Raw genomic sequence first — 12,289 nt, 5'->3', positions numbered from 1 at the left:
CCAAAGCGTCAGCGGAGTCCTGCGACGCCCGCTGCCCCGCCGCGGCGAGCTCGCTGATCTTCTCGATCCGCTCGGCCAGTTTGGCCAGCCGAGCCGCGGCCTCCTCCGCAGCGGCACCGTGCCACCCGTCGAGCAACGCGGCTCGTTGTTCGCGAAGCACCTCGGCGTGCGTGTCCAACGCGGCGCGATGGCGCGTCCACTCCTCGGCGACCGTGCTCACGTCCGCGACGTCGGCGTCCTGCCACAACATCCGGTGCAACTCTTCGTGGCTGTACGCCTCCCAGTTGATCTCGCTCGGCGGCGGCGACTCTTTGCCTGACACCCTGCGTTCCCCTCCCTCGTCCGGCGAGGGAAACGATCACAGCCGGGCCAAACGAAGGAACAGGCCAGACGACCGGCCACTTGTGGCCGGTCACTCTGATCAGCGCAAACGCGCGAAGTGTTCCTGCAGCCGCGCGTGCCGGAACTGGTAGACCGCACCAGCCCTCCGCAGCACGCCACGCCGGTACGCGTCGTCGAGGAAGTCCGGCAACCGCCACGGCAGCCGCCCGGTCAACGGCAACCAGACGCGAGCGAACACCACCCACTGCCCCCACGCGGTCAGGCTCAGCACGTAGGCCAGCCCGCTGCCGATGCCTCCGACGAGCCCGAGCGCCAGCGCCGATGTCGAAGTCCACCCGACCCCGACCCCCAACGCCCTGAGCCCGCCCAGGGCGGCTTCGGTGGCCGTCACGACGAACCCCGCGAACACCGGGGCCATCACCACGACCAGCCTGAGCACGTGCCGCCGGTTCGTCTCGATCACGTCGCCGGGACTGCCGGCCGAACGAACGTCCAGCGGCGCCTCCAACGCGGCAACCAGCCCGAAGACGAGCGCGCCGCCGAGCCCGAACACCGGGGCGAACACTCCGACATCCATCATCACGTCCACCGGTGTCTTGAGGCCGGACGTGAACAGCCAGATCATCATCCCCAGCAGCAGCGCGTATGCACCGCCCACCGCCCCCGCGAACCCCAGCCCGAGCAGGCCTCGCGACCACACCCGCTTCCCCACACGGCCACGCAGCCGCAGCCGCGTCCGCACAGGTTCGAGCGGCGCCGTACGCACCACGTACCAGTGCGCCACCCCGAACGACAGGCCCGTGGCCAAGCCGATCATCGCCGCGAACAGCACCCCTCTGGCGGTCAGCGCGCCGACCACGGCGGTCTCGAGCACCAGGTCCGCCAGCCCGACCGCGGTCCCCACCGCCAACCCGGTCACCTTCGCCGAGGTGCCGAACTGCCACCACGCCAGGTCGTACGTGCCGAGCCTGGTCAGGTGGCCGGCGAGATGGCAGAGCCACGGCTGCACCCGCTCGGCCTCGGCGCCGTAGACCGCGGGCACGAAGCTGCCGAGCAGGTGCCGTTCGATCTCGTCGGCCGTGGCGAAGTTCAGCAGCGCGGCTGGATCATGGTCAGGGGTGTCGCTGTAGATCCGCCGGGCGAGCGCCACCATCAACGGCGTCGTGAGTACCGATGCGAGCGCACCGCCGTTGCGCACCTCGTCGAGCACGGGCTTCCACACGTTGCCAGCTGGCCCGGCCTTGCGCGTCGTACGCGGCAGGTAGTCCGCGAGGTCGTCGCACGTCAGGTCAGCCAGCACTACTGCTGCGGCGGACGTCAGTACGTCGGTGCCCTCGACCGCGTCGCGGTACTCGTCCACACGACTGGTGAGCAACAACGGCAGAGTGGTGGTGTTCAACGCGTTGAGCGCCGGCCGGTGCAGCCCTGCCGCGATCTCGTCGAACCCGTCCAGCACCGGCAGCACCCGCTGTGAGTCCACCAGCGCCGCCGCCACCGTCCCGCCACTCGGCCCCGGCGCCCCGAGGAACGGATGATCGCGGGTGAGCTGCTCGGCGAGCCAGTCCCGCAATCCCACGCGTTCCGGATGCCACGACCCGAGGCTGAAGATCACCGGCACCGGGTCCGCCGCGTTCTTCGAGCTGAGCAGGTCGAGCACGAACCGCGTGGTCAGCACCGTCTTGCCGGAGCCGGCCCTGCCCAGCACCACGAGTCGCCGCGACCCGACCTTCCGGTACAGCTCGACGACCTGGTCCAGCCGCCCGTCGAGCTCGGCCTCACCACCGATGTTGAGCCAGCTGTCCATCAACGTCGCGGGCGCGGCGTCCCACCTCACCGGCAACGGCACCGGATCGTGGATCTGCCGCTGTTCCTCTTCACGCCGCCACCGGGCCTCGATCGCGACCTTCAACGTCTCCACGGCCTCGTGCAGCGGATCGACCTCGCCGGTTCGGCGGCCACGGGTTCGTCGCGCCCGGCGGAGGCGAACAACTCGGCCCGCTCGGCACCGGTCAGCTCCAGCGCGTCGGCCAACGACCGCACGGTGCCCATCCGCGGGTCGGTCCGCTCGCCGGTCTCCAGCCCACGCACCGTGCGAATGCCCACGGCAGCGCGCTGCGCGAGCGCTTCCTGGCTCAATCCCGCCCGCTGCCGCCACTGACGCAGCAGTAAGCCGAACTGGCTCGCCACAACCGCCCCCTCGTCCCCGATGATCAGCATCGTAGCGAGATGCGTCCGATCGGAGGAAGATCGCGGATGTGCTGACCGAGTGGCTTCACACCGTTCCACCGCTGTTGGTCTACGTCGTCGTAGGCCTGGTGGTCGGCATCGAGAGCGTCGGGATCCCGCTGCCGGGCGAGATCGTCCTCGTCACGGCGGCTCTCATGGCCTCACACCACGACGGCGTCTCTCCGATCATCGTCGGCGTGGTCGCGTCCGCCGGCGCGATCATCGGCGACAGCATCGGCTACGCGCTGGGCAAGCGGTTCGGGCCGCGCGTGTTCACGTGGGCGGGCGACAAGTTCCCCCGCCACTTCAGCCAGGACAAGATCGGCCGCGCCCAGGCGCTGTTCGAACGGTTCGGCGCCTGGGCGGTCTTCTTCGGCCGGTTCGTGGCGTTGCTGCGGATCCTGTCCGGTCCGCTCGCGGCCACGATGGGCATGCACTACGGGAAGTTCCTCCTGGCCAACGCGGCAGGCGGCATCGCGTGGGCAGGTGGCACGACAGCGGCGGTCTACTTCGTCGGCGAGGCGGCCGAGCACTACCTCGCCGAGTTCTCGTGGATCGCGCTGCTGGTCGTGCTGCTCGCGGTGATCGGGTTCAGCGTCCGAGCCCGGCTCCGCCGTTCACCCCGATGACCTGCGCGGTGATGTGCCCTGCCTCGGGCGAGGTCAGGAACGCGATCGCCGCGGCGATGTCCACCGGGGTCCCCGCACGACCGTTCGCCGTGTTGCCGACGAGCTTCCTGCGCCGTTCCTCGCTCAACGTTCCGCCGAAGAACTCGGTGTCCTCGACGACTCCAGGCGACACCACGTTGACGGTGATCCCACGCCCGCCCACCGCGAACGCGAGGTCCGCGGTCCACGCCTCAACCGCGGCCTTCGCCGCGCCATATGCACCCGAACCACGCCGTCCCGCGATCGAGCCGATCGTGACCACCCGAGCGTTGTCGGCCAACCGCGGCTCCAAAGCCGTCGTCACGAGCACGGCGCTGATCACGTTGGACTCGTAGTTGGCCAGCCACAGGTTCCGCACGTCGGTCAGGTTCTCCGGCGCCGGAAGGCGGCGGGCCATGTTGCCGCCCGCGTTGTTGACCAGAACGTCCACCGAGGACGGCAGGTCGCTCAGCGCCGCCTCCACCGCGTCCGGGTCGGAAGCGTCGAACACCACCGCCCGCGCGCCGATCTCCTCTGCCGCCGCCTTCAGGACGTCCTCCCGCCGTCCCGTGATCACCACGTCGAGACCCTGCTCCACGAGCCTGGCCGCCACCGCCTTGCCGATGCCCGTGCCGCCGCCGGTCACCACTGCTGTTCGCGTCATGCGATCTTTGATAACAGCCGGATACATGCAGGTCGATCGGCCTGTTAGCCCAGCGGGATTCACGTGTGTGACTAGGCTGCTCAGGCCATCCGAGACTGGGGAGCAATCATGACAACTCACGTTCTGGAAACCGACAAAGCAGCCATCACGTACGACGTGCACGGCGAGGGCGGCCGCCCGTTGATGATGATCGGCCAGCCCATGGACGCGAGCGGCTTCGCAGCGCTCAAGGAGCAGTTCCTGGACCGCACGGTGATCACCTACGACCGCGCGGCTCGGCAGAAGCACTCGTTCGGACGGCCGCACCGACAACACGCCCGAGGTGCAGGCCGCGGACGTGCACGCGGTGATCGAGGCCGTTGGCGGCCCGGTCGACATGTTCGCGTCCAGCGGCGGCGCGGTCACGGCGCTCGAGCTCGTGGCGACCCACCCGGACGACGTGGTCACGCTCGTCGCGCACGAGCCGCCGATCATCGGCGTGCTGCCGGACGCGGAGGCCGCCCGCCGTGCCCAGAACGGTTTCATCGACGCCTACTTCGCCAAGGGGACCGGCGCGGGCATGGCGCAGTTCATGGTGATGACGTCCTGGCAGGGCGAGTTCACCGACGAGTACTTCGCCCTGCCGCCGGGCGACCCGGCGCAGTTCGGCATGTCCGCCGACGACGACGGTTCCCGCGACAACCCGTTGCTGTCGCGGGACTCGCTCGCGATCACCGACTACCACCCCAAGATGGAGGCCCTCACGGCTGCGCCCACGCGCGTCGTGATCGCCGTCGGCGAGGAGACCGGCAACGCGTTCACCGCGCGCACGGCCCAGCACACCGCGAAGCTGCTCGGCCAGGAGGCCGTCGTCTTCCCCAGCCACCACGGCGGGTTCATGGGCGGCGAGTTCGGCTATGCGGGCAAGCCGGAGGAGTTCGGCGTCAAGCTGCGCGAGGTACTCGGCTGAGGATCACGTCGGCGGCCCGTCCGGCGCCGCCTCCGTTGCCGATGGCGGCACGCATCCGGTCGAGGTTCCGCCGGATCGTGCCGCTGGCGGCCACCCGTTCGACCGCCGCGCGCAGCTCCGCGTGGTCGTCGACTCGTTCACCCAGCCCGAGCTCTGCCACACGGTCGGCGTTGGCGGCCTGTTCCGGTGTCTGCGGAACGACGACCAGCGGCACGCCCTGATGCAGTGCTTCCATCGTGGAGTTCATGCCGCCGTGGCTGATGAACACCTTGGCGTGCTTCAACACCGCCGGCTGCGGGAACCACGGCTGGACGTCGATGTTCTCCGGCGCCGCGCCGACGTCGCGCGCGGTCATCGCCACCTGCCAGCCGCCGTCCGCGAACTGGTCGAGGCACGCCTGGTAGAAGCCGGCATCGCTCATCACCGACCCGAGAGACACGAACAGCAACGGCAGGTCCGTGCGGCGCGGTGACCACTCCTCGTCCAACCGGCTGCCCAGCATCGGTCCGACGAAGTGGAACGACTCGTCGAAGGTCTCGCCGTGCGGCTGGAACTCGCGTGGCACGAACACGACGCTGCACGCCTCAGGCGCCTCGATCGTGCTCGGGATGTCGAGTTCGACGCCGTGCTCGGCGACGAACCGGTCGAGATCGTCGGCGATCGACCAGGCGAGGTTGGCGTCCATCAACGTGTAGTGCTCGTTGGACGCGATATGGGGCAGTGTGCGCACGGCAGGAATGCCCAACTCCCGGGCCACGAGCCGCGCGGGCCAGTTCGTCGAGTCGTAGCAGATCAGGTCGGGCCGGTCGGTGCGGCAGCGGTCGAGCAGGGCCGGGTAGACCCTGCTCATCGCCTTGAAGTAGTGCGGAAACCACTCGTCCATCGGGTTCGCCGTGACCGGGTGGAAGTCCGGCAGCGCGGGCAGTTCCACCCATCGCGCACCGGCCCCGGTCACCGCCTCGGCATGCTCGGCGCCGGTGGCGTACTCGACCTCGTCTCCGCGTTTGCTCAGTTCTTCCACCACCGCGAGCGTCGGCGTGACGTGGCCATGTCCCGAGAGCGTGACGAACAGGATCCCCATCCCCCGATCCTGCCGAACATGGTCAAATGCTTTTTACTGCAGGAAGGCTTCGATCACCTCGGCCACGCGCAAGCCGCTCTCGAAGTTCGCCAGGTCGCGCGGGTGTTCGCCCCGCACTGCCTGTGCGAACAGCGTGAGCCGCGAGTAGTCCGAACCGGTCTGCTCCAGCGTCACCGGCTCCCACGCGCCACCGTCCGAAATGGACAGATCAGCCCACTGGTCCAGCCGCAGCGAACGTTCGGTGCCCCACACCGTCCACTCGTAGATCTCGGGCCCCGCCAGTCCGGAGAACGCGGACACGTGCACCGGCACGCCACTTCCCCGCAGCACGCCGCGTGCCGCCACCTCGGCGGCACCGGGCTCGGGGTGGTCGGCCGACACCGACTCGACGGACAGCGGCCCGAGCAGCCGGTCGGTCAGATAGATGAAGTGCGACAACACCTCGCGGACGAAGCCGCCCTGCTCGGAGCGCGCGAGCCAGACAGCATCCGCCTGGAACGCCCTGGGCCAGCGCGGGAACTGCAGCCTGATCTCCACGCCCCGCAGCGCGCCCAGCTCCGGCAGCCGTCGTTCGATCTCGATGGTCGCCACCATGTCCGACAACGCGAAGTTCACCGCGTTCGGCAGTCCACGTGCGACCTCGACCATCGCGCGGGCCTCGTCGAGATCGACAGCGAGCGGCTTTTCGCAGAACACCGCCTTGCCGGCCTCGAAGGCCTTGATCGCGAGCGACGCGTGTGACGCGGGCGGCGTCGAGATGTACACCGCGTCCACATCGGACAGCACGTCGTCCAGCGAGGTGACGACGGGGACGTCGAGCGTGCGGGGTGCGACGTCGATGCCCGCCACCACGGTGTAGCCGGGATGTGCCTGCGCCGCCGTCAGCATCCGGGTGCCCATGGCGCCCAGGCCGACGACGGCGAGGCGAATCGGATCAGCGATCATGGCCCTATTCTGCCGGTGCCCAGGCCCTGGCCAGCTTCACCCGCCCGCCGGTCTGCAACAACGATCCGGTGTAGAGCCTCGACGCGACCAGCAGGATCACCACGACGGTCACCACGAGGATTCCGAGCGAGACCAGCGCCTCCCACGGCTGCGCCTGCTGCGCGAACATCCGCACCGGCATCGCGACCCCTGCCGAGAACGGCACGAACGACATCACGGCCAGCACCGCGGGGTTGTCGAAGAAGAACTGCACGCCGAAGTACGGCCCCATCACCGCGAGCATCACGAGGCCCATCGTCGAGCCGAGGTCCTCCTGCCGGCTGACCAGCGCGCCCGCGACCGCCCACATCGACGAGACCAGCACGAACCCGAGCATCAGGAACGGCACGAACCAGCCGAGCGCGGGTGCCACCACGGCCAGCAGCTCGGCCTGTCCGGCGACCCGCAGTGCAATTGGTGCGGTGAGCGCCAGAACGACGACCTGGCCCAGTGTGAGGATCACGTGGCCGAGGATCTTGCCCGCGAGCAACGCCCGCACCGGCACGGTCGACACCAGGATCTCGACGATCCGGGTCTGCTTCTCGGTCACCGTGCTCTGCGCGATCGCCGCGCCGCCCATGCCGAACATCAGGAACACCAGCCCGAACACGAGGACCGTGACGAACCTCTGGTCAGAGCTCACCGCGGACGCGTCCAGCAGTTCCACCGGAGGCGCCGCGACGAGCTGGCGGATCACGTCGTTCGGCGGGTCGTTCAGCGCGATGACCTTGATCCCGCCGCCGTCCGGCACGATCGCCGCCTCGACGTCGTCGGACCTGACCAGCTCCGCCGCCGTCGCGACGTCGCCGACCTCGCGGACGTCGAGCTGCTTGCCCTGCACCACCTGCACGGCCGAACCGACCGCCGCGACCTTCGGGTCGTCGCCGCCGAACACGGTCGGCAGCACGGTGAGCGCGAACAGCCCGACAACGGTGAAGAGGAACCCGATCCAGAAACCCTTGGTGCTGACGAACGTCTTCATCTCGCGCTCGGCGACCAGCCAGGTCGCCTGAGCGAACGACGCCTTCTGGGAAGTACCCACGGCCATGTCAGATCACTTCCTTGAAGATCTCGTCGAGCGTGGGCACGACGGGCGTGAACGAGCGGACCTCGCCGCGTTCCAGAGCCGCTTTGAGGACCTGCTGGGGTTCTGACTCGAACACCGCGCGCGGCCCGTCGAGCTCCAGAAGCGTCGTGCCCGGCACGTCGCGGACCCAGCCCGCGTCCTGGGCGACGACGATCTCGTAGCGATCGCCCGCGTGGGTTTGCCGCAGTTCCTCCCGCGACCCCTTCGCGGCGATCCGCCCCTTTGAGATGATCACGACGTCGTCGCAGAGGCGTTCCACGATCGCCAGCTGGTGGCTGGAGAACAGCACGGGCACCCCGCCCGCCGCCCGCTTGCGCAGCACGTCCAGCACGGTCTCGACGGCGATCGGGTCGAGGCCGGAGAACGGCTCGTCGAGGATCAGCAGCTCCGGGTCGTGCACCAGCGCGGCCGCGATCTGCACGCGCTGCTGGTTGCCCAGCGACAGCTGCTCCAGCCGGTCGTTCGCGCGGTCGGTCAGCTCCAGGTCCTCGAGCAGCTGGTCGGTGTTGCGCTGCGCGATCGTCCTCTCGACGCCGTGCAGGCGGCCGAGCCAGGTGATCTGCTCGCGCACCTTCATCTTCGGGTACAGACCGCGTTCTTCCGGCATGTACCCGAAGTTCGGGCGGTTCTGCGGCGTGATCACCTGGCTCTGCCAGCTCACCGAGCCCCCGTGCGCGGCGAGCACCCCCAGCACGATGCGCATCGTGGTCGTCTTGCCGGATCCGTTGGCGCCCAGGAAGCCCGTCAGCCGGCCTGGCCGGACGTCGAAGCTCACCTCGTCGAGCACCCGATGATCGCCGAAGTTCCGGCTGATCCCCCTCAGAGTCAACATGGGAGGAACGCTATGTGGTTCATTCCAAGATCGCGTCCGCCGTGCGGCATCATCCGCGAGGAGGACTCCTTACGGGCTAACGCGCGCCAGCGGTGACGCCCAGGCGGTGCCCTCCTGTGTAGACGTTCATCGAGGTGCCTCGCAGGAACCCGACGAGCGTCAAACCCATCTCCTCCGCCAGGTCGGCCGCGAGCGACGACGGCGCGGACACCGCGGTGAGCACCGGGATCCCTGCCATGACCGCCTTCTGCACCAGCTCGAACGACGCCCGGCCGCTCACCATCAGCACGGTGCTCGTCAGCGGCAGCCGTCCGTTGCGGGTGGCCCAGCCGACGACCTTGTCCACCGCGTTGTGCCTGCCGACGTCCTCGCGCAGGCACAGCAGGTTGCCGTCTCCGTCGAACAGGCCGGCCGCGTGCAGGCCACCGGTCCGGTCGAAGACCCGTTGCGCGGCACGGAGTTTCGTCGGGAACTCGGTGATCATCTTCGGGTCGAGCCGGATCGGGTCCGCCGCCACCTGCCAGGTCGCGGTGGTGCGCACGGCGTCGAGACTCGCCTTGCCGCACAGGCCGCACGACGACGTGGTGTAGAAGTTCCGCTCGATCGACGGGTCGGGCGGCGCGACGCCTTCCGCCAGTCCGACGTCCAGCACGTTGTAGGTGTTGCCGCCGTCCGCCGTGGCGCCCGCGCAGTAGCGGATGGAGGCGATGTCGGACGGGTTGCGCACCACGCCTTCGCTGACCAGGAATCCCGCGGCGAGGTCGAAGTCGTCACCCGGCGTGCGCATGGTGACAGCGAGGGACCTGCCCCGCACGCGGATCTCCAGCGGTTCCTCGACCGCCAGCGTGTCCGGCCGCGCGGTGGCCGCGTCGTCCACCAGCCGCACCACGCGCCGCCTGCTCGTCACTCGTCCCATCGCAAGCCTCCCTGCAGATCGCGACGCACTCGTCGAGCAGGCGCCGCAACACCTCGTCCCCGGTCATGGCCCGCACCGCCCTGGCCACGACCCAGCCGCGCGGCCACCACCTCGGCACGGCGATCCCCGCCCTGCGCGCGCAATGTGCGACCAACCGCTCCGCCGGCGCCTTCCGGGTCCCGATCACCCTGGTGGCGAACGGCAACAGCTTCCGCCGACCGTCTTCTGTGGACTGATCGTTCACGCACCTGGCCACGCACGCCAGCACCGGATGCACGCAGGCCGGCCGGTCCGACCACACCTCGCCCGCGAGCACCGACGTCAGCTCCATCAGGCAACAGCCGTCCGCTGGCGTCCGGTGCCAGCCTTTCGCGAGCCGCGGCACGCGGCTCACAGGCGCGGCCTCCCCGGTTGCGACAGCTGCCCGGTGAGCACCGCGCCGGCCAGCCCGAGCACGCCAGCCGCGATGAACGCGAACGCAGGCCCTTGCGAGGCAGACGATCGCCGCGATCAGTGCTCCGGCGGCCTTCGCGGTGTAGAGCACGCCGAAGTTCCGCGCACCGTTCGTCTCGCCGAAGTACTCCCTCGTGACACCGACGAGCAACGAGTAGCAACAGCCCGTGCCCAGGCCCGCGAGGGTCGCGCCGATCAGCAACCCGGTCGTGTTCTGGGAGAACAGCAACACGAACTGCGCACACCCGCCGGTCGCCAACGTCCAGACGAGCGCCTTCCTGCGGCCGACGCGGTCCGAGATCCACCCGACCAGCACGCGTCCGGTACCCGTCGCCGCGGCCAGAGTGGCCAGCGCGACCGCCCCGAGCACCTTGTCGCCCACGAACAGGGGCAGGTACGCCAGGTCGTAGAGGGAGACGGCGGCGGCGAACGCCACACCGCCGTACAGCCACCAGAACGTGCCGCACCGCATGGCTTCGTGCGTACGGAACTCCTTGAGCGCGAACCGGTTCGGCACCCGCGCCCGGTCCAACGCCCACTCGCGGGGTGACACGTGCGGCGGCCACCAGTGCTCGGGCGGATCCTTCATCAACATGCCCGCGACGGCCACGACCACGGTGATCGCGATGGCCGCCCAGGTGAGGAAACCGCCGCCGAAGAAGGCCCCGGCGGCGAGCACGAACGGCACCGACCCGTACGCGAACGCCCCGCTGACGAACGCGACCTTCCCCGTGACGCGCTCCGGATACCACCGGACGACAGTGCCGAGGCACGTCGCGTAGACCAGGCCCGCGCCCACACCACCCAGGACGGCATACCCGACCAGCTGGTCCTGCCCGAGCGTCAGAAGCCCAGCGCCGCAGAGGATCGCGCCGATCCACATGGCACCGGTCGGCGTCAGTCTCTTCTGCTCCCTCAACCAGGCAGCGGGAAAGGCCGTGCCCGCCTGGCACACGGTCCACAACGCCAGTGCCCAGAACAGCTCCGGCACGCTCCACCGATCTTGCAGCTGAGGGATCAGCGCACCGAACCCGTACTGCCCGATGCCGGCCGCGAGCATCGCCGCCCACGCCGCCCACAGCACCGCTCGGCGGGACCGCCCCGACACCTCGACGTCGGTCTCCCCCACCCGGTAGAGCCTGCCGACGTGATCACGGACGTAAGTCGCGACTGGCATGCCCTTCACCCCGTTCCGAGGATTGCATACAGTATGAGGTAGGCTATACCACGGGAGCCCACATGAACATGCCCTGGACACTCGCCCGTCAGACGGCACGGGAAGCGGCGAAGCCACTGGAGGCCGTCGAGCTCGCCTTGTCCGATGCCGTCGGCCTGGCGCTCGCTTCAGGCGTACGAGCCCTCGCCAGCCAGCCGACCTGCGACACGTCCGCGATGGACGGCTACGCCGTTGCCGGCTCTGGGCCTTGGGCGATCGTGGGGCGGGTGGCTGCCGGCGATCCTGTTCCTGGCGTGCGGCTCGCTGCCGGTGAGGCGTTCGGCGTGGCTACCGGTGCGCCGGTGCCCGACGGATCGGACCTGGTGATCCCCGTCGAACGCTGCTCGGTGTTGGGCACGTTGGTGCACGACTCGGCGGCGGGCGCGCCGGATCCTCAACCCGGCAAACACATCCGCCGGCGAGGCGAAGACTGGTCCGCAGGCGACGAGCTGATCCCCGCCGGTTCCCTCATCTCCCCTGCGGTCGTGGGCCTGGCCGCGGGAGCAGGCCACGACACCGTCCTGGTCCACCGCCGTCCGCGCGTGGCCGTGGTGGTGACCGGCGACGAGCTCCTCCACTCGGGCCCACCCCGCCCAGGCCGGGTCCGCGACGCGATCGGCCCGATGCTCCCCGGCCTGCTCACCGGAGCCGACCTCCTCGGCACCACTCACCTTCGCGACGACCCGTCCGCGCTGGCGGACGCGCTGACCTTCGACCAGGCCGACGTTCTCGTCACGTGCGGCGCCACCTCGGTGGGCCCGGCGGACCACCTGCGGCGCGTGCTGGCCGACCTCCAGGCCGAGATCCTCGTGAGCGGAGTCGCCTGCCGCCCCGGCCACCCGATGCTGCTCGCCGTCCTGCCCGACGGCCGCTGCGTCGTCGGCCTGCCTGG

12 protein-coding genes and 1 pseudogene are annotated in these 12,289 nt (G+C 69.8%); 3 read left to right on the top strand and 10 right to left on the bottom strand.

From position 1 onward, the window contains the following. The 3 genes and pseudogenes from FXN61_RS40305 to FXN61_RS53545 form a co-directional block, all read right to left on the bottom strand. Positions 1-322 (bottom strand): annotated as a pseudogene (locus tag FXN61_RS40305) (hypothetical protein); the annotation flags it as partial. A 99-nt stretch (positions 323-421) separates the two neighbouring features. Further along, complete coding sequence (locus tag FXN61_RS40300) at positions 422-2,260, bottom strand: NACHT domain-containing protein (protein ID WP_312878370.1); 1,839 nt, start codon at positions 2,258-2,260, stop codon at positions 422-424. Then, positions 2,248-2,559 carry a helix-turn-helix domain-containing protein gene (locus FXN61_RS53545; RefSeq protein WP_246292728.1) on the bottom strand — a complete coding sequence of 104 codons (312 nt, stop codon included), beginning with the start codon at positions 2,557-2,559 and terminating at the stop codon, positions 2,248-2,250. The genes FXN61_RS40300 and FXN61_RS53545 overlap by 13 nt, the downstream gene beginning before the upstream one ends. A 38-nt stretch (positions 2,560-2,597) precedes the next feature. Here FXN61_RS53545 and FXN61_RS40295 point away from each other — a divergent pair, with 38 nt between their 5' ends. Beyond that, complete coding sequence (locus FXN61_RS40295; protein WP_312878369.1) at positions 2,598-3,197, top strand: DedA family protein; 600 nt, start codon at positions 2,598-2,600, stop codon at positions 3,195-3,197. Here FXN61_RS40295 and FXN61_RS40290 read toward each other — a convergent pair. After that, entirely contained in the window at positions 3,160-3,879 is a 720-nt protein-coding gene (locus tag FXN61_RS40290) for an SDR family NAD(P)-dependent oxidoreductase (protein WP_167979143.1), read from the bottom strand. The two genes, FXN61_RS40295 and FXN61_RS40290, sit on opposite strands and share 38 nt — an antisense overlap. Before the next feature lie 322 nt (positions 3,880-4,201). On the opposite strand from FXN61_RS40290, the gene FXN61_RS40285 reads away from it, so the two are divergent. Continuing rightward, complete coding sequence (locus FXN61_RS40285) at positions 4,202-4,828, top strand: alpha/beta fold hydrolase (RefSeq protein WP_312878368.1); 627 nt, start codon at positions 4,202-4,204, stop codon at positions 4,826-4,828. On the opposite strand, the gene FXN61_RS40280 is transcribed toward FXN61_RS40285, so the two are convergent. The 6 genes from FXN61_RS40280 to FXN61_RS40250 all read right to left on the bottom strand — a co-directional run bounded on the left by FXN61_RS40280 (position 4,803) and on the right by FXN61_RS40250 (position 11,358). Beyond that, complete coding sequence (locus FXN61_RS40280) at positions 4,803-5,909, bottom strand: macrolide family glycosyltransferase (protein ID WP_167979142.1); 1,107 nt, start codon at positions 5,907-5,909, stop codon at positions 4,803-4,805. The genes FXN61_RS40285 and FXN61_RS40280 overlap by 26 nt on opposite strands. A gap of 33 nt (positions 5,910-5,942) precedes the next feature. Further along, entirely contained in the window at positions 5,943-6,854 is a 912-nt protein-coding gene (locus FXN61_RS40275) for a Gfo/Idh/MocA family protein (RefSeq protein WP_167979141.1), read from the bottom strand. A gap of 4 nt (positions 6,855-6,858) precedes the next feature. After that, complete coding sequence (locus FXN61_RS40270; RefSeq protein ID WP_167979140.1) at positions 6,859-7,941, bottom strand: ABC transporter permease; 1,083 nt, start codon at positions 7,939-7,941, stop codon at positions 6,859-6,861. A 1-nt stretch (position 7,942) separates the two neighbouring features. Further along, on the bottom strand, positions 7,943-8,812 hold the full coding sequence (locus FXN61_RS40265) for an ABC transporter ATP-binding protein (RefSeq protein WP_167979139.1): 870 nt from the start codon (positions 8,810-8,812) through the stop codon (positions 7,943-7,945). A 76-nt stretch (positions 8,813-8,888) separates the two neighbouring features. After that, the gene (fdhD, locus tag FXN61_RS40260; RefSeq protein ID WP_312878367.1) at positions 8,889-9,689 is read right to left on the bottom strand and encodes a formate dehydrogenase accessory sulfurtransferase FdhD; all 801 of its coding nucleotides are present in this window, start codon (positions 9,687-9,689) and stop codon (positions 8,889-8,891) included. Beyond that, positions 9,583-11,358, bottom strand: coding sequence for an MFS transporter (locus FXN61_RS40250; RefSeq protein ID WP_246292726.1), 1,776 nt, complete (start codon positions 11,356-11,358; stop codon positions 9,583-9,585). The genes fdhD and FXN61_RS40250 overlap by 107 nt, the downstream gene beginning before the upstream one ends. Before the next feature lie 62 nt (positions 11,359-11,420). On the opposite strand from FXN61_RS40250, the gene FXN61_RS40245 reads away from it, so the two are divergent. Beyond that, positions 11,421-12,289, top strand: an 869-nt coding sequence (locus tag FXN61_RS40245) for a molybdopterin molybdotransferase MoeA (protein ID WP_167979136.1), incomplete at its 3' end; no start/stop codon positions are given.

Origin of the sequence: Lentzea indica, from assembly GCF_012184385.1 — a bacterium.
GTDB lineage: Bacteria > Actinomycetota > Actinomycetes > Mycobacteriales > Pseudonocardiaceae > Lentzea > Lentzea indica.
The sequence above is the reverse complement of the archived record's forward strand: the minus strand, read 5'-3'. Positions and strand labels throughout refer to the sequence as shown.